The organism is Tistrella mobilis KA081020-065, assembly GCF_000264455.2.
Lineage (GTDB): Bacteria > Pseudomonadota > Alphaproteobacteria > Tistrellales > Tistrellaceae > Tistrella > Tistrella mobilis.
In genome coordinates this window covers 2,613,184-2,630,801 of the sequence record NC_017956.1, presented here as the reverse complement: position 1 = coordinate 2,630,801, position 17,618 = coordinate 2,613,184, and the positions used below count along the sequence as shown (strand labels likewise).

General features: G+C 69.1%; 14 protein-coding genes and 1 pseudogene. 7 read left to right on the top strand and 8 right to left on the bottom strand.

The window, feature by feature from the left end; translation table 11 throughout:
* Positions 1-18 precede the first annotated feature (18 nt).
* On the top strand, positions 19-480 hold the full coding sequence (locus TMO_RS11905) for a hypothetical protein (protein ID WP_014745882.1): 462 nt from the start codon (positions 19-21) through the stop codon (positions 478-480).
* Positions 481-534: 54 nt separating this feature from the next.
* Here TMO_RS11905 and TMO_RS11900 read toward each other — a convergent pair.
* Positions 535-912: pseudogene (locus TMO_RS11900) on the bottom strand (acetyl-CoA C-acyltransferase); the annotation flags it as partial.
* Positions 913-1,021: 109 nt separating this feature from the next.
* On the opposite strand from TMO_RS11900, the gene TMO_RS11895 reads away from it, so the two are divergent.
* The gene (locus TMO_RS11895) at positions 1,022-1,828 is read left to right on the top strand and encodes an alpha/beta fold hydrolase (protein ID WP_051045373.1); all 807 of its coding nucleotides are present in this window, start codon (positions 1,022-1,024) and stop codon (positions 1,826-1,828) included.
* On the opposite strand, the gene TMO_RS11890 is transcribed toward TMO_RS11895, so the two are convergent.
* Positions 1,812-2,414, bottom strand: a complete 603-nt coding sequence (locus TMO_RS11890; protein ID WP_014745879.1) for a TetR/AcrR family transcriptional regulator — start codon at positions 2,412-2,414, stop codon at positions 1,812-1,814. The two genes, TMO_RS11895 and TMO_RS11890, sit on opposite strands and share 17 nt — an antisense overlap.
* Positions 2,415-2,556: 142 nt before the next feature.
* Between TMO_RS11890 and TMO_RS11885 the strand changes: the two genes are divergently transcribed.
* On the top strand, positions 2,557-2,973 hold the full coding sequence (locus tag TMO_RS11885; protein ID WP_014745878.1) for a VOC family protein: 417 nt from the start codon (positions 2,557-2,559) through the stop codon (positions 2,971-2,973).
* 8 nt (positions 2,974-2,981) lie between these two features.
* Here TMO_RS11885 and TMO_RS32770 read toward each other — a convergent pair whose 3' ends face one another.
* From TMO_RS32770 to TMO_RS11865, 4 genes are all read right to left on the bottom strand, one after another.
* Positions 2,982-4,922 (bottom strand): calcium-binding protein, encoded by a 1,941-nt coding sequence (locus TMO_RS32770; RefSeq protein WP_014745877.1) that lies wholly within the window; start codon positions 4,920-4,922, stop codon positions 2,982-2,984.
* A gap of 232 nt (positions 4,923-5,154) precedes the next feature.
* A complete protein-coding gene (locus tag TMO_RS11875) occupies positions 5,155-6,561 on the bottom strand; it encodes an efflux transporter outer membrane subunit (RefSeq protein ID WP_228382221.1) in 1,407 nt (468 codons plus the stop codon).
* A 5-nt stretch (positions 6,562-6,566) separates the two neighbouring features.
* Positions 6,567-8,444, bottom strand: a complete 1,878-nt coding sequence (locus TMO_RS11870) for a MacB family efflux pump subunit (protein WP_051045510.1) — start codon at positions 8,442-8,444, stop codon at positions 6,567-6,569.
* 82 nt (positions 8,445-8,526) lie between these two features.
* Positions 8,527-9,711 (bottom strand): efflux RND transporter periplasmic adaptor subunit, encoded by a 1,185-nt coding sequence (locus TMO_RS11865; protein ID WP_014745874.1) that lies wholly within the window; start codon positions 9,709-9,711, stop codon positions 8,527-8,529.
* A 258-nt stretch (positions 9,712-9,969) separates the two neighbouring features.
* Between TMO_RS11865 and TMO_RS11860 the strand changes: the two genes are divergently transcribed.
* From TMO_RS11860 to TMO_RS11850, 3 genes are all read left to right on the top strand, one after another.
* Positions 9,970-10,659, top strand: coding sequence for a response regulator transcription factor (locus TMO_RS11860; protein WP_014745873.1), 690 nt, complete (start codon positions 9,970-9,972; stop codon positions 10,657-10,659).
* Positions 10,656-12,005 carry an ATP-binding protein gene (locus tag TMO_RS11855; protein ID WP_014745872.1) on the top strand — a complete coding sequence of 450 codons (1,350 nt, stop codon included), beginning with the start codon at positions 10,656-10,658 and terminating at the stop codon, positions 12,003-12,005. The genes TMO_RS11860 and TMO_RS11855 overlap by 4 nt, the downstream gene beginning before the upstream one ends.
* A 167-nt stretch (positions 12,006-12,172) precedes the next feature.
* On the top strand, positions 12,173-14,419 hold the full coding sequence (locus TMO_RS11850) for a methyl-accepting chemotaxis protein (protein ID WP_014745871.1): 2,247 nt from the start codon (positions 12,173-12,175) through the stop codon (positions 14,417-14,419).
* Between the two features lie 22 nt (positions 14,420-14,441).
* Here the strand turns inward: TMO_RS11850 and TMO_RS11845 are convergent, their stop codons facing one another.
* Positions 14,442-15,317, bottom strand: a complete 876-nt coding sequence (locus tag TMO_RS11845) for a hypothetical protein (protein ID WP_014745870.1) — start codon at positions 15,315-15,317, stop codon at positions 14,442-14,444.
* Between the two features lie 43 nt (positions 15,318-15,360).
* Positions 15,361-15,999 carry a LysE family translocator gene (locus TMO_RS11840; protein WP_014745869.1) on the bottom strand — a complete coding sequence of 213 codons (639 nt, stop codon included), beginning with the start codon at positions 15,997-15,999 and terminating at the stop codon, positions 15,361-15,363.
* A gap of 159 nt (positions 16,000-16,158) precedes the next feature.
* On the opposite strand from TMO_RS11840, the gene TMO_RS11835 reads away from it, so the two are divergent.
* Complete coding sequence (locus tag TMO_RS11835; RefSeq protein ID WP_014745868.1) at positions 16,159-17,616, top strand: GNAT family N-acetyltransferase; 1,458 nt, start codon at positions 16,159-16,161, stop codon at positions 17,614-17,616.
* Positions 17,617-17,618: the final 2 nt, after the last annotated feature.

The window sequence follows — 17,618 nt, the reverse complement described above, 5'->3', positions numbered from 1 at the left end:
CGCACCCGAGAGGCTTCCATGACCCGTCAGATCCTGCTCGTCACCACCGCCCTGACCCTCGTCGCCTGCGCCCAGCAGCCTACCTATTCGCCGTCTCGGCCGACGCCGTCGCAGGCGCTGATCGCTGACTACGCGGCCGACCGCCGCGCGGCAATAGCTGAGATGGCGACCCTGGCTCAGTCCGGCGCGGCCGATCGCACGAGCATGGGCGATGCGGCGTTCGTCACCGGCGTCACCGACCGGCTTCGTCGGGCGGCCAGGGATGCGGAGACTATGCGGATCAAGGATGTCGTTATTGTTGATTACAAAGGCGGTACGATCGTATGCGGTCAGGTGAACGCACGCTCAGGCCTCGGTGGCTATGACGGGTTTCGCCGCTTCGCAGGCACGCCGGCGGCGGTGAGGCTGGAGCAGAGGACCGGACTTGCCGGCGATGACGGGGTAGCGAACGCCGGCATCGATGATGCCTGCGGGCGCTAAGCGAGGGTGACAAATCGGCCCGCAATGCGTGCCAAATCATTTCGCGCGCTACACGCCCTGGGGCACGCGGGTCATGGATTCGACCCCGGCGCAGATGAAGGCCTCGCCCGCGCCGGTCGCGATCTGGCCATGGGCGATGTGGATTGCCGACATCGACGAGCCGCAGAAGCGGTTGACGGTCATGCCGCCGGTTTCGATCGGCAGGCCGGCGAGCAGGGAAGCGATGCGGGCGACATTGTCACCCTGTTCGCCTTCGGGATAGGCGCAGCCCATGATCACGTCCTCGATCAGCCGGGGATCGAGCCCGCTGCGGTCGAGAAGGCCGCGCAGCGTGATCGCAGCCAGATCGTCCGGGCGCATGCCGGCGAGCGCACCCTTGCGGGCGAAGTGGAACGGGGTCCGGACATAGCCGGCGATGACGGTGCGGGTCATGGGGGAGATACCTTCGGATGGGGTGGTGGCCCTTTACGGGAGCGGTTGATGCTGTTAATGATGATGATCATCATGATTGAGTCAACCCGTATCGGAGCCCGTCGTTCCCATGTCGAGCAGCACCCCTGCCACGGCACACTCTGCCGTGCCTGCACCGGCCGAGCTGGCCCGGGCCTTCGTCACCCCCGATCGCAGCCGCGCCCGGCCGGCCTGGGTCGAGCTGCCGCCGGCCCTGCGGGGTGAGCTGGCATTCGACGGCGAGACGCTTGCCCTTTATCAGTGGGGCACTGATGGTCCCGTGGTGGTGCTGGTGCATGGCTGGGACGGCAGCCATGCCGACATGGCCGGCTTTGTGGCGCCCCTGCATGCGGCGGGCTGCCGGGTGGTGGCCTTCGATCTACCGGGACATGGCCGGTCCGGCGGCAAGATTGCACCGATTCCTGTGCTGGCGCAGGCGGTGGCCGCGGTGATCGCGGCGGTGGGGCCGGTGGAGGGGCTGATCGCCCATTCGATCGGTTGTGCGGCCTCTGCCGTCGCCGTGTTGGAAGAGGGCGCCCGGGCGGCGCGGCTGGCCTTTGTGGCGGCTCCGGCGCGCTATCTGGACGGTGCCCGGGCGCTGGCGGCGCAGATGGGTTATGACGAGGCGGCGCGCACCGCGTTCGAGACGGAACTCGACCGCCTGGGCGCCCGTCTTCACGAGATGAACCTGCCGCGCCAGGCACAGGCGGCGACGGTGCCGGCCCTGTTCTTCCATTCGGCCGATGACCGCGTGGTGCCGATCGCGGCGGGACGCGCCTCGGCCGGGGCCTGGCCGGATGCCGTCATGGTGGAGCTGGACGGGCTGGGCCACGCCCGGATCCTGGCCGATGCCGGGGTGATCGCCCGGGCGGTTGATTTCGTCAGGCCGGCCGGCTGATCCCGTCGAGCAGGGCATCGATCGCCGTGGCGATCTCGGCATCGCCGAGCCGGCCCTCGCTCGCCGCCAGCGCCGCTTCGTTGAGCGCGCCCGAGAGCAGCAGCGCCGTGGCCTGAACGGTGAGGCCGGGGCGCAGCCGCCCAGCCTGGGCCAGGGCGTCGAGGCCCGCGATCAGCGTGCCCAGCGCATGGGCGGCATCCACCTCGCGCCAGACCTGCCAGCCGAGCACGGCCGGGCCGTCGATCAGCACGATCCGGCGAATGCCTGGGCGCATACAGGCGGCCACGAAGGCGCGCGATCCCCGGCGCAGGGCGGTGAGGGCATCGGGTGCCGCAGCGGCGGCCGTGTCGATCGCGGCCACCACGTCCTGCTGGGCATCTTCGAGAACCGCCCGGAACAGGGCCGCTTTGTCGGGGAACTGGTGATAGAGCGCGCCGCGGCTGAGCCCGGTGGCGGCGACCAGTTCCGGCGTGCCGGTCGCGGCATAGCCCTTTTCGGCGAAGGCCTTGCGGGCAGCCTGGATCAGCCGGCGCCGGGTTTCTTCCGAGCGCTCGCGATTGCTCCGCCGTCCGTTGCCGCCGGTCATGATCCCCCATCCCCCATCCGGTCCGGAGCTGACGCTACGCGTCCGGGGCGCCGCCCGCAATCGGCATATTTACAAACAGGTTGACTGTTTGTTTAATGAATGCCGGAGTGAGACGCTCCGGCCCGTTCAGGAGGGACAGAGGATGCGCATCGAGAGCTGGTATCCGGTGATCATGACCGATCGCGTGGCCGAGACCGCGGCCTTCTGGCAGACGCATCTGGGCTTCGCGCCGGTCTTCGTCGCGGACTGGTACGTGCATCTGCGCCATGCCACCCATCCCGAGGTGAATCTGGCGGTGCTGGACCATGCCCACGAGACCGTACCGGCCGGATATCGCCGGCCGGTCGGCGGTGTGCTGCTGAACCTGGAGGTCGAAGATGTCGATGCCGAATGGGCAAGGCTGCAGGCAGCCGAGGGGGTCGAAGTGCTTCAGCCGTTGCGCGACGAGGCTTTCGGCCAGCGGCATTTCATCATCCGCGATCCGGCGGGGACGCTGATCGATCTGATCCGGGTGATCCCGACCTCCGACGCCTATGCCGATGCCCGGGGCGAGGGCTGAGCCATTGGTCAGAGAATGAAGTCGGCGCCCACCAGGCTGCCGATGCCGGTGACCAGGATGCTCATATCCGCCGATTTGTCACCGTCGAGGTCGGCATAGACCAGCACGCCGCTGGTCACCACGGCCACCCGCACTTCGCCCCCTTTGCCCGAAAATCCGGCGCTGCCGATATAGGTGAAGGCCTGATTGCCGCTGGTGCCGGTGACGGCATCGATGGCCGAAAGGTCGATCCGATCCCCCTGGGCATGGGAGAAATCCTCGATCCGGTCGCGGCCGGTGGCGGCAACGGTGCTGTCCGATGCTGCGGTGTAGACGAAGCTGTCGCGCCCGGTACCGCCGTTCAGGATATCGGCGCCCTTGCCACCCTGCAGGCGGTCATTGCCGGCGCCGCCATTGACCCGGTCGACGGTCTGCGATCCGATGAAGACGTCATTGCCGGCATTGAGCCAGATCGTCCGGCCATTGGTGATCTTTGTGATGCCGGAGAGGTTGAAGTCGTCATTGCCATCCGTGCCGTTCAGGTCGGCGTCGGCGAAGGCGAGGATTTCGACCGAGGCGGCGGCGTCCAGGGTCAGCGCAGAGGTCTCGGCGCCTGCAACCACCTGCAGGGTATCCGTGCCGCTGCCGCCGCGGATGATGTCGGCGCCGAAATCGCCCTGAACCCGGAAGATGTCGTTGCCGCTGTCGCCGAGCAGCGTGTCATTGCCGCCGCCACCCTCGATGATGTCGTTGCCGGCGCCGCCTTCGATACGGTCGTCACCCTCGCCGCCATGAACGTCGTCGATGGTTCTGGAGCCGGTGAAGACGTCATCGCCATCATTCAGCCAGATCGTGCGCCGGCCGATGATCGTGGTGATGCCGCTGAGGTCGAAATGGTCGTCCTCATCCGTGCCGCTCAGGTCGAAGCCGTTGAACTTCAGGACCTCGACCGATGCGCTGGCCGGCAGCCGCAGGCTGCTGGTCTGTGCACCCCCGACGATCTCGAGCGTGTCGGTGCCGGTGCCACCGCTATAGGAATCCACGCCGAAGGCGCCCTGGACGCGGAAGATGTCGTTGCCATTGCCGCCGTTCAGCACATCGCTGCCGGCGCCGCCTTCCAGGATGTCGTTGCCGTCGCCCCCCAGAAGCCGGTCATTGCCGTTGCCGCCGTCGACCACGTCGCCGGTCTTCGAGCCGTTGAAGCTGTCGGCCCCCGATCCGAGACGGATGGTCTGACGGTTTTCATAGGCGGTGACGCCCGAGAGATCGATGGTGTCGCGTCCGCTGGTGCCTTCCAGCACAGCACCGGTCTCGAAGCGCAGGATTTCGATCGAGGCCGATGCGTTGAGCGACAGATAGCTCAGCTGGGTGCCGCCTGCGATCACCACGCGGTCGGTGCCGGTGCCGCCCAGGATCTTGTCCTGGCCGGTCCGTCCCTGCAGCACGATGCGGTCATTGCCGTCATTGCCGATCAGCGTGTCGTTGCCGATACCGCCTTCGAGGATGTCGTCACCGGCCCCGCCATCCAGGCGATCGTCGCCGGTGCCGCCATGAACGCTGTCGCCGGCGGCCGAGCCGGTGAAGCGGTCATCGCCGTCGTTCAGCCAGATCGTCCGCCGGCCGATCAGGCTGATCACACCCCCGAGATCGAAGACGTCGTCGCCTTCCGTGCCGGTGAGGTCGAAACCGGCGAAATCGATCCGCTCCACCGACGCCTTGGTGCCGAGCACGAAGCTGGCGGTGCTGACCCCGTCGGTCAGCCGGATCGTATCGGTACCGGCACCGCCCCGGAAGGTGTCGGTGCCGGTCGCGCCCCAGATCAGGAAGGTGTCGTTGCCGTTGCCACCGTCATAGAGATCATTGCCCTCGCCGCCATCGAGGATGTCGTTGCCGTCGAGCCCGTAGAGCGTGTCGGCGACATCGGTGCCGGTGAGCCTGTTATTGCCCGAGGTGCCGCGGATGGTTGCCATGGATCTGCCACTTCATGTGAGGCGACGGGAACGTCGGTCGCCATCCTGCGGCAGGCCGTCTGCAAAGTAAATCGCGGAGAGGGTCAGGAAGAAATCTCTCTTGCAACGCAGCTGCCAAGGGGGCGGAAGACTTGCGGAATAAGCGCGGTCCGGCGCTCGGCCGGCGCAGTCGAGGCCAGGGATGAGCGTACGGTAACTCCGGTGTTTTCTGGTTTGGAAACATGACCTCAGGTTATGATGCGGCGGGCGTGGCCGATCCGCCGAGGGCCTGGTAAAGCGTGATCATCGCCCGGATCTCCTCCAGCCGGTTTTCAAGCAGGTTGAGTTCGGCGGTGCGGCGGGTTTCCTGGGAGTCCAGCCAGGACTGGAGGTCGACGGCCCCCGCCCGGTAGCGGGTTTCGTAGATCTGTTCAGCGGCTCGTGCGGCATCCAGGGCCGCCTGAAGACGGAGATCGCGTTCGGCACGCCGCTGCCGGGCCGACAGGGCGTTTTCGGTGTCGGCGAAAGCCTGGTAGAGGGTCTGGCGGAAATTGACCACTGCGGCTTCGTAATCGGCTTCGGACGTGCGGATGGTCAGGTCGCGCTCGGTCCAGTTCAGGAAGGGCAGGGTGAGACCCAGGCCGAGCGTTGCCACCGGGTTGGCGAGCAGGTCGCGGAGTGCGACGCTGCTGCCGCCCAGGCTGCCGGTCAGCGAGAAGGTCGGCAGATAGCTCGCCCGGGTGGCGTCGATATCGGCCAGATTGGCGCGCAGCCTGAGTTCCGCCGCCCGGATGTCGGGCCGACGGGCCAGCACGCCGGCGGGCAGCCCGGCCGGGATCGCCGGGAGCATGCCGTCCGGCAGGCGGTCGCGGGCCAGATCCACCGGCTGGGGCGGGGCGTCGAACAGGATCGACAGCGCGTTGTCGTTCTCGACCTGGCTTTGCAGGATCAGCAGCCGCGCGGCTTCCTGCGATTCGACATTCTGCCGGGCCTGGAGCCGGTCGAGATCCGAGACCGCACCCGCCCGCCAGCGCACGTCGACGATGTCGGCGATCCGGCGCGCGTAGTTCAGGCTGGCATCGGCCAGGGCCAGGCGCTGGGTGAGATAGACATGGGTCCAGTAAAGCTCGGCCGTGGTGGCGGCCAGGCTGAGGGCGGTCGCCTGGCGGTCCTGTTCGGTGGCGGCGGCCTCGAAACGGGCGGCATCGAGCGTGCGCCCCAGCCGGCCCCAGAGATCCAGCTCCCAGCTGACCGTCAGGCTGGTGGAATAGCTGGTGGCGCTGGTGTCGTCGGCAAGCTCGCGGTCGCGCGAGACCTGGGTGGACGAGCCGAGCCGGGGCAGGGTGTCGTCTTCCGCCAGCCCCGCCTGAAGCTGGGCCCGGCGTACCGCGATCGCCGCGGCGGCGAGGTCGTTGTTGCGGGCGAAGGCCCGGTCGATCAGCCGGTCGAGTTCGGGTTCCTGAAAGACCGTCCACCAGGCATCGGCCCTGACCGATGCGGCATCGACGGTCTTCGGCAGGGCTTTGTCGGCGGGACTGCCCTGCTGCCAGCCGGACGGAAGCTGAAGGGCCGGCCGGTCGTAGGACGTTTCCATCAGGCTGCCGCAGCCGGCAAGCGCGGTCGCGACCATGAGGGCGAGGGGGATGCGGAGAGAGGTCATGAAGGTCATTCCCGCGCCAGGGCCTCGACCGGATCCAGCCGTGCGGCGGAGCGGGCGGGCAGGAAGCCGAAGATGATGCCGATCAGGGTGGAGCAGGCGAAGGCGGCGATGATCGAGGTGCCGGAATAGATCATGGCGACACCGTTCTGCTCCAGCAGTGCGCCGATGCCGAAGGCGAGGCCGACGCCCAGCGCACCGCCCAGCAGGCAGACCAGAACCGCCTCGATCAGGAACTGGCGCAGGATATCGCCCTGGCGCGCGCCCACCGCCATGCGCACGCCGATTTCGCGCGTCCGCTCGGTGACCGAGACCAGCATGATATTCATCACGCCGATGCCGCCGACGATCAGCGAGATGAGCGCGATCATCGAGACCAGCAGGGTCATGGTCTGGGTGGTGCTCTCGATCGTCTGGCGGATGGTGTCGGTGTTCATCATGAAAAAGTCCTGCACGCCGTGGCGGCGGGTCAGCAGCGCCTGGATGTTGCGCTCGGCCACGTCGCTCGCCACCTCGTCGGAGACGCGGACGGTGATCCGCTGCAGATAGTTCTGGCCCAGCACCCGGTTCATGGCGGTGGTGTAGGGGATCCAGACATTGAGCGAGTCGGAGCTGCCGAAGGCGCTGTCCTGGGTGTTGGCGACCCCGATCACCCGCACCGGCACGGTGCCGAGGAAGATGACTTCGCCGATCGGGTCGACGCCGTGCTTGAACACCTCGTCGCGGGTCTTGGTGTCGATCACCGCTTCCTGGGCGCGGCGCTCGACACTGGTGTCGTTGAAGATCTGGCCGTCGGCCATGGTATAGCCGCGCACCCGGAAGAATTGCGGCCCGACGCCCGAGACCGAGGCGGTGAGCGAGACATTGCCATAGCGCAGCGTTGCGGAACTTGAGACCTGGGGGGTGACGCTGTCGACATAGGGCTGGCTTGCCAGCGCCTCGGCATCCGAAGGCAGCAGGGTGCGTACCCGGCCGGCACGCATGTCGCCGAAGCTTTCGCCCGGCATGACATCGATGGTGTTGGTGCCGATCGACGAGATGCTTTTCAGGATTTCCTGCTGCGAGCCTTCGCCGAGCGCCACCACCGAGACCACCGAGGCGATGCCGATGATGATGCCGAGCATGGTGAGGAAGGTGCGCAGGCGATGAGCCACCATCGCCCGCAGGGCCATGCGGAAGGCTTCGAGATGACGGGCGATGCCGAAACCGCCGCGTCGGCCGGCCGGTGCCAGGCGGTCGCCGGTGGGCGCACCGGCATCTTCCTTGCGGCGGTCGGCGATGATCCGGCCGTCGCTGATCTCGATGATCCGGTCGGCGATCGCCGCCACCTTGGCATCATGGGTCACGATGATGATGGTGTGGCCCTGCTGATGCAGTTCGCCCAGCAGCTTCAGCATCTCTTCGCCGCTGCGGCTGTCGAGCGCGCCAGTGGGTTCGTCGGCCAGGATCACCCGGCCGCCGTTCATCAGCGCGCGGGCGACGCTGACCCGCTGCTGCTGGCCGCCCGACAGCTGGCTCGGCCGGTGGCCGGTCCGGTCGCCGAGGCCCAGCCGGCCCAGCAGGTCCAGCGCCCGCTCCCGCCGGCTGCGCCGGTCGCCGCCGGCATAGACCGCCGGGATCTCGACATTCTCGACCGCCGTCAGGGTCGAGAGCAGGTGGTAGCGCTGGAAGATGAAGCCGAAATGCTCGCGGCGGAGTTCGGCCAGTTCGTCGGGCTCCAGCTCGCGGGTGTCGCGGCCGGCGATGCGGTAGGAACCGGCGCTCGGCCGGTCCAGGCAGCCCAGAATGTTCATCAGCGTCGACTTGCCCGAGCCGGAGGCGCCGATGATCGCGACCATCTCGCCGGCCTCGATGTCGAGGTCGACGTCCTGAAGCACCGCAACCATGCGGTCGCCGGCCGGGAATTCGCGGCGCAGGCCGCGGACCCGGAGCAGGGGTTCCCTGGCGGTATCGGTTCCGGTCACGGGCTCAGAACCCCATCGGGCCACGGGGGCGGCGCGCCTGCATGTTGGTGCCGACGGTGGCGGTGTTGGTGGCGACCACCCGCTCGCCCTCTTCAAGCCCGGTCAGGATCTGGGCCTGGACGTTGTTGTCGATGCCGACCGTCACCTTGCGGGAGGTGACGGTGCCGTCGGCACCCAGCACCTGAACCATATAGCTGCCGTCCGCGGCACGGGTCCCGAGCGCGGAAGACGGGATGGTGAGCGCATCAGGGGCCCGGTCGATGATGATCGAGACCTGAGCGGTCATGGAGATCCTGAGCTTGCCGTCGGGATTGGGCACGTCGAACAGCGCATCGTAATAGATCGCCGTGCTGGACGAGGACGACGAACTGCTGGAGGAGGACGAAGAGGTGGTGGAGCTGGAGGTGGTGGCGACCGATTCCGGCGCCGGATAGACCGAACGCAGCTTGCCGGTGTAGCGCCGGCCCGGCTCGCCCAGGATGGTGAAATAGACGTCCTGGCCGGGCAGGACCCGGGTCACGTCGGCTTCCGAGACCTCGGCGGTGACGGTCATGGTGTCGAGCTGGGCCAGCATCACGATGGTCGGCGCGCTCTGCACCGCGTTCACCGTCTGGCCTTCCTTGGCGACCACGGCCACGATCGTACCCTCCATGGGTGCGGTGATCCGGGTGTAGCCGAGATCGACCTTGGCCGTGTCGACGGTGATTTCGGCCTGGGCGATCTGGGCTTCCAGCGCGGCGAGTTCGGCGTTTGTGGTGGCGAGCGTCGCCTCGGCGTTTTCGTAATCGGCCCGGGCACCGGCGCGGCCGGCCAGAAGTTCGCGTTCACGCCTGAAGGCGAGTTCCGCCTGTTTCAGCGCGGCCTGTTTGGCGCGATACTGGGCACGGACATTGGCGAGGGCCGCCTCGGCATTGCGCAGATCGTTCTGCTGGTTGAGCGAATCGATCTCGGCGATCAGGTCGCCGGCCTTGACCTTGTCGCCGACATCGACCGCGAGCGTCTTGATCTGGCCCGAGACCTGTGCACCGACGCTGACCATGTTGATCGCTTCCAGCGTGCCGTTGGCGAGCACGGTGTCTTCCAGATCCGCCCGGTGGACGGCAACGGTCGGCGGTGGCGCCGGCGGCGCCTCGGGGAAGGCGTAGCGCCAGATGCCGTAGCCGGCAGCGGCGAGGACGAGGAGGAGCACGGGCAGCCGCAGGGCGCGGAGGCGCCGAGCGAAGCCGGAGGCGGGACGACCGGAGGACGGGGAGGACACGGGATGAACGGCTCGATCCTGGGTGACGCGGAAGAAGTCGGGCTAGAGCATAACCGAGCGGAAGGCCGCCGTCGGTAAGGCCTGTGTGGATGATACGTAAAACCCCGGTAAAACCGACGCGAGCCCCCTCACGCCCGGTCGCGGACCGGTATATCTTCGGCGCAACGTCATGACGGCACAGAGGGATCCATGTCCGGCCCGCGCATCCTGATGATCGACGACGATGCCGAACTCGGTGCCATGCTGACCGAGTATCTGGCCGGCGAAGGTTTCGACACCACCCTCGTCACCACCGGCGATGCCGGGCTGACGGCGGCACTCGGCGGCGGCTATGCCGCCGTGCTGCTCGACATCATGTTGCCGCGGATCGGCGGGCTGGATGTGCTGCGCCGGCTGCGCGCCGCCAGCCGGGTACCAGTGATCATGCTCACCGCCCGCGGCGACGATGTCGACCGGGTCGTCGGGCTGGAACTGGGCGCCGACGATTACGTGCCCAAGCCCTGCTATCCGCGAGAGCTGGTCGCACGGCTGCGCGCGGTGCTTCGCCGCAGCGAGGCAGCGGCGCTGGTGGCGCCTGCCTCGATCGAGGCGGGGCCGATCCGGCTTGAGACCGAGGCCCGGCGGGTGATCGTGGCCGGCGAGATCGTGGATCTGACCGCCACCGAATTCAATCTGCTGGAACGGCTGATCCGCGCCGGCAACCGGGTGGTGGCCAAGGACGAGCTGTCGCGCGAGGTGCTGGGCCGGCCGCATGAGACCTATGACCGCAGCATCGATGTCCATATGAGCCATCTGCGCCGCAAGCTGGTCGAGCGCGGGGTCGACGAGACCGTGCTGGAAACCGTGCGCGGGGTGGGTTACCGGGTGAATCGTGCATGAGCATGCCCGTCCTGGCGGCCGTGAGGGGTCGGCTGTTCTGGAAGATCCTGTTCGGCTTCGGCGTGACCTTCTTCCTGATGGTCCAGACGCTGTGGGTCGCGATCCAGTTGTTCGACGATCCGCCCCGGCCGATCATGCGCCTGTTCGAGGACCGGCTGGCCCCCGTGGAGGTGGCCTCGGCGGCGGCGGCGCTGGAAACCGGCGGCCTGCCGGCCCTGCAACGCATGGTCGCGGCCTGGCCCGCGGATGAGCGGGCGGGGCTGATGGTGCGGCCGGCCGATGCCGGCGCCGTGCCGGACCCGGCGGTGCTCCGCCGGGACGACGTGCTGATCCGCCATGCCCTGGCGCCCGACGGCACGGTTTGGCAGCTGTCGCGCGACCTGTCGGACCTGCGGATACCTCCGCGCCCGGGCGGCCCGTTCAAGATGCCGCCCGAGATCATCTTGCTGGGGGTCGTCGGCGGTCTGGTGTTCAGTGCCGCCCTCGCGCGCTATCTGATCCGGCCGATCCTGCGGCTGCGCCGGGGCTTCGACGATATGGCCGGCGGGGATCTCGGCGTGCGGCTGGGCCCGGCGATGGGGCGGCGGCGCGACGAGCTGGCCGATCTCGCCCGGGATTTCGACGTTATGGCGGCGCGGCTGGAACAGACGGTGGCGGCGCGCGACCGGCTGCTGCACGACGTCTCTCACGAGCTGCGCTCACCGCTTGCCCGGCTGCACATGGCGGTGGGGCTGGTGCGCCAGTCGCCCGATCGGGTGGCGGTGACGCTGGACCGGCTGGAGCTTGAAACGGCACGGCTCGACACGCTGGTGGGCGAGTTGCTGACCCTGTCGCGGGTGGAAAACGACGCCCCCCGCCGCGAGGATTATTTCGATCTGCACGGGCTGGTGGCCTCGGTGGTGGCCGATGCCCGGTTCGAGGCCGGGCCCGCCGGGGTGACGGTGGAGAGCCATGTGACGCCGGCGGCAAGCCTTGCGGCCGGTGCGATGCTGATCAAGGGCAGCGCCGAGCTGATGCGCCGGGCGGTGGAGAACATCATCCGCAATGCGCTGAAGTTCTCGCCCGCAGGCGGGGTGGTGAGCGTGTCGGTGGATGTCGACGAGCGGGCACATCGCCACGTGCTCAGGGTCCGCGACCGGGGGCCGGGGGTGCCGGCGGAAATGCTGGGCTCGATCTTCGAGCCCTTCGTGCGCGGCCCCGACGGCAGCCGCGGCCAGGGCTATGGCCTGGGCCTCGCCATCGCCCGGCGCACGGTCGAGGCTCATGGCGGGCGGATCGCCGCCGCCAACCGGAGGAGCGGCGGGCTGGAGATGACGGTGACGCTGCCCTGGACGATGACCGCCTGACCGGGATCGCTTCCCTGACCGGGATCGCTTCACCGGGATCGCATGACCCGTTCGTTAAATGTCATTGCACCGTCATGCGCATGTCATCGCCACCCTATACCTCTTGGCGAATTGGTCGCCCCGGTTCCGGGGGGCCTGTCGTCAATCGGTTCGGGAGCGCGCGTTCCATGACCATCCGTCGCAAGCTGACGATCGGCTTTGCCGTTCTGCTGGTTCTGGCCGTGGCCGGCTTTGGCGCGGCGGTGGTGGCGCTGGACCGGGCTGGAACCGGGCTTGCCGCCTATAAGGACGATGTCGGCGCCGCCCGCGCCATGGCCGCGGCCGAGGGTGACCTGGCCGCCGCCGGCGCTGCCGCCGATCTGCTGGTTGCGACCGGCGATCCGGCACGGCTGGAGGCGTTCCGCAGTCATGTCCGCTCGGCTGAAGAGCGGATCGACGCTCTGGGACCGGCGGCGGAGCAGGTGGCGGCCGCAACCCGGGCCTTCGCCCGGGCGGTCGAGGAACTGGCCGAGGTGGAGATCGCCCGTGGTGCGCTGTGGCGGGACCGGATGGAGCCGGCCTTCAGGACCTCGGAAGGCGGGCTGACCGACATCATCCGCGAAAGCTATATCGATCAGGACATTCAGTCGGCTTATCAGGCGGCGGTGATCCAGCGCTTCCTGCTGACGGCGCGGGAAGAAGCGGGCCTGTTCATGGCATCCGGCGACATGGCCCATGCCGACGCGATGGATGCGGCGCTGGCCGAGACAAAGCGGGCGGTGTTGTCGCTGGAACTGAAGATGATGCATCCGGGGCGGCTGGAGACGCTGTCGAAGATTTCCGGCCTGCGCAACGATCTGGCCAAAGGGGCAAAGACCCTGCGCGAGCTGGTGGGGCAGGTCGCCGAGCGCCGGACCGAGGCGGTGGAAGTGCTGGGGCCCAGCGCCGCGCAGCTTCTGGCCGACACCCGGCGCAGCCTGACCCAGACCGCCGATGCCCGCGGTGCCGCCGAGGCGGCGGCGACCGCCGATACCCGTTTTGCGATGATCGGGCTGGCCGTGGCGGCGGCGGTTGCGGCCCTGCTTGCCGGGCTGATCATCGGCCGGGCGGTGACGAGGCCGATCGGCGGCATGCGCAAGGTGCTGGCCCGCGCGGCGGAAGGCGATCTGACCGCCGAGCATGACGGCGGCCGGCGCAATGACGAGGTCGGCGCCATGGCCCGCGACCTGGACCATATGCTGGCCCGGCTGCGCGGCGATCTGGGCCGGGTGCGCGATGTCGGCGCCTCGCTGGCGGTGCGGTCGCGCGATCTGGACCGGATGGGTGGCCGGCTGGGCCAGGCCGCAGACCAGACCGAGGGGCGCGCGGCCGCGGCCCGCGACTCGGCCGGTCAGACCATGAACGTGCTGTCGGGGCTGGGCTCGATCGCGGAAGAGCTGTCGGCGAGCGCCGCCGCAGCATCGGATGCGGTGCAGCGGATCGTGATGGCCAACCGCAATCTGGACGGCCATGCCCGGTCGGTGACCGACGCGATGCGCGCCGCCGTCGACGAGGGCCGCGAGGTCGGCCGGATCGTCGCCGACGGCGCCGAGGCCGCCCTGGCCGCGACCCGATCGGTCAACCGGCTGGACGAATCGAGCCGGGGCATCGGCTCGGTCAATCAGGTGATCCTGGACATCGCCCAGCAGACCCACATGCTGGCCCTGAACGCCCAGATCGAGGCGGCCCGCGCCGGCGAGGCCGGGCGGGGCTTTGCGGTGGTGGCGGGCGAGGTGAAGCGCCTTGCCGCCCAGTCGGCCGATGCGGCGGAAGAAATCGGGGCCAAGATCGTCGCCAGCCAGGCGGTGGTGGGCGAGGTGGTCGCCGCCATGGCCGATCTGGAAACCCGCATCGGCCGGATCGAGGCCGGCATGGCCCGGATCGCCGAAGCCGTCGGTCGGGCCGACGGAGCCGCGGTCGCGATTGCCCAGGCTGTGGCGGAACAGGCGGGTGCCGCCGACGAGATTGCCGGCAGCAGCGCCGAGGTCGCCCGGGCGGCCGGCGAGGTGGCCGAGGCATCCGCCCAGGCCCGCGATGCCGGCGATGCGGTGCTGCGCGAGCTGGAGGCGCTGGGCGCTGCCTCGGCCGAGAACCGCATGGCCGCCCGCACCAGTGCCGTGGCTGCGGCCGAGCTGATCGGCGATGCCGACCAACTGGCCGAGATGGTGGCCGGCTTCCGGATCGATGACCGCGACCTGTCGGTGGCGGCCGAGGCCGCGCCTGCCGAAGTGGCCGAGGTGCGGGGTGCTGAAGCCGACGCCGTGGAGCTGGTGGAACCGGCCGGTGCGGCACAGAGGCCCGCCGGCCGGCCCGTGGTGACCGGGCCGTCGCGGCCCCGGCGCAGCAGTGGCCGGACGATCCCGCTGAAAGCGGCAGCGATGCCCGACCGGGACTGACCCTGAAGACCGTTGCGCCGGATCAGTGCAGCCGGTAGCCCTGAAGCAGGGGTTGCGAGCAGAGCTGGTCGATCTGGTGCGCCTCCAGCGTCTTGGAGCGGAACTGTGACGGAACGTCCCGGCCGACCCGCCGCGTGACGCCGGTGAGCGGAACGCCCTCGAAGATCGTCTGATTGGCGATGATCGCCTGCCAGCGATTGCGCAGGCACAGCCGCCAGGCGATCCGGCCCGCCAGCCGGCCGAAGGCGGCCGGATCGCTGGTGTGGATCAACCGGCCGAAGGGTTCGAACCAGCGCCGGCGCACGGTCTTGAACATGGCATAGACCGGCGGGCCATCGGGATCTTCGATCGCGACATGGTGGCAGTCGCGCAGGTCGCGATGTTCCGACAGGATGCGGAGCGAGGCGGGATCGATCCGGTCCGGCACCAGCCGGTTGCCGACCCGATACTCGGGCCGGCCCAGGCTGGTCGGCAGTGGATAGAAGGCGACCACACCGGTTTCCAGATCCTTGAAGCCGAACCGCGCACCGATGTCGTAGACCGTCTGGGTCGGTGTGTGGTTGACGATGGTGCGCTTGCGCATGCCGATCACCGGCAACAGCAGGTTCAGGCTTTCGTCGCGATGACTGTCGCGGACATACCAGCTGTGGATTTCGCAGAAATCCTGGGGCTGGCCGTCGATCTCGCGGGTGGTGAACAGGGTGCCGAGGAAGCCGGTCACCTCGTTGCCGTCTTCCATCAGGAAGCCGTAATAGCCCTCATTGCCGCCCCAGACCGGGCGGAACATGCGCCGCCGGGCATCGAGCGGCAGGTTGCGGGCATTCAGGGTCGATGACCGCAGCAGTTTGTAGACCGCAAACATGTCGCTTTCGACCGCGCGCCGGATCCGGACCGCCATGCGCTTGGACCTCCCTTGGGCGAATGCCGGCGCCGGCCGCGGCTCAGCGGACGTCGACGGCGAGCTTGAGACCGAACAGCACCAGCACCCCGCCGGTCACCCGGTCGAGCCAGGCGACCACGGCCCCGCGCCTCAGAACCGAGGCGAGGCTGCGCGTGGCGAGGGTGAGGGCCAGGAACCAGAGCAGGCCCTCGACGGCATGGATGCCGGCGAAAGCGAGGCTCCAGGTGAGCACGTCGCCGCCTGCCGGGATGAATTGCGGCAGGAAGGTGACGTAGAACACGCCGACCTTGGGGTTGAGCAGGTTGGTGAGCAGACCGCGCATGAACCAGCCCTGGCCGCGGCCGCGTGGCACCGCCGTTGCGGCGGTGGCGTCGAGCGCCGCGCCGCCGGTGCGGGCGCCGCGAATCATCGAGATGCCCATCCAGATCAGATAGGCGGCCCCCACGATCCTGAGTGCGTCGTAGGCGAGCCTGGACACCGCCAGCACGGCACCCAGCCCGACCGCGGCGATGGCACCCCAGGCGAGCACGCCCATGCAGATGCCGGCGCCTGCCTGCATGCCGCGCTTCGGCCCTTCGACCGCAGCCGTGCGCAGCACCAGCGCCGTGTCGAGGCCGGGGGTCAGGGTCATCAACAGGGCGGCCAGGGTGAAGGCCAGGGTGGCATCGATCGGCGTCATACGGATGGGGCTCCGGGCGGAAAGCGCGAGGGGACCGATCGATGATAGCCGCGACCTCTGACGACAGCACGTCGTTTTGTTGATCAACTTAAAGTAGATATGGCCTACAATCTCCGGCAGGTTTTGCAAGGAACGCGACCATCACCGGGGAGGCGTGCCATGACCCTGATCGATCTGCCCGTCACCGGGCGGGCGCCGGAAGCCGCGAGGATGGCGAGTCCGCCGGTCCGGGACCCGGAAGCGACGGCGGGGCTGCCGCCGCCCCATGCCGTGGCGGGCCGTCTTCATGTCGGGGCGGCGCGGTTGAACGGGCGGCTGGCACGTGATGCGACCGGCAGTTGGTGCTTCACCGCCGATGGCGACCACCTGCCCGAAGCGGTGGCCGGGCGGCTGGCCGATCCGGCGACGGCGGTGGCGATGGTGCCGATGGTCGACCGGCGGGTGCTGCGCCGGCTGCGGCTGGGGCCGCTCAGGATGGCGGTCGCCTCGGTCGATGCCGGGCGGGGCCTGGTACGGCTGACCGCGGCGCTCTGCGGCCCAGTGGTCGAGCGGCTGCCGCGCCCGGAAGAACCACTGCCGGCGATGCTGGATGGGCGCAGCCTGAACCGGCGGCGGTTGCCGGCCTGTATTACCGCCATCGGCCCCTACGAAGCGGTGGCGGAGGTGACCGGCCCCGCCGCCCTGCTGGTGCCCGGAACCGTGATGACCCTGACCGTGGCGCGGCCCTGGGCCACGCCTTTCCGCCTGCGTGGCCGGATCATTGCGGTAGAGGCGGGCGCGGGCGATGCCGGGGCACGGATCGTGCTGCGCATGGCCGATCCTGCCTCGGTGGACCGGGCGGCGGTGCTCGCCACCTGCACCGCGCCGGGTTTCGGCATCCATGCGCTCTGGACCTATGGGCTGAAGCCCCGTGGGCTGATGCGGCATCTGCGGGTGGTGCCGGTGGCGGGGCTGGCCGACATGGCGACCGTCTACAGGCTGCGGCGGGACGCCAACCAGTTCTATGGCCGCAGGCCCGATGCCCATGACCCGGAGGCCTGGGCCGATCCGCTCGATGCCTGCTCGATCCTGTTTCTGGGCCTGCTGGGCGACAAGCCGATCGCCACCGCCCGGCTGGTGGTCAATGGCGGCGACCGGTCCAGAAGCGAATTGCACGCCCTGGTGCCGGTGCCGGAGGAATTCTGGGAGGGCGGCTTCGTCGAGGTGTCCCGGCTGGTGGTGCATCCGGATTTCCGCGGCAACCGCATCCGGCTCGACATGTTCCGGGAGGTGGAGCGGCTGGCCCTGGGGCTGGGGGTGCGGTATCTGCTGTTCGACGCCATCCCCAAGCTTGCCCCGCTTTACGAGGCGGTGGGCGGCCGCCGGCTGCCGCTGACCAAGAAGCACCAGGACAGCGACGAGATCGAGCAGGTGATGTATGTCGACATGCGCGCGATTCTGGCCCGGGTGAACCGGTTCTCGGCGGTCTGGCTGGCGGGGTTCGGCGGCACGCTGGGCCGGCATCTGGAGATCGCAGGGCGCGAGCCGACCGATGTGATCCTGGGCCCCGCCCGCCGCAGCCCCGCCGCGGCGGTGATCCGCGGCATGGGCCGGCTGCTGGCGCGGGCCGGAGGGTGAGA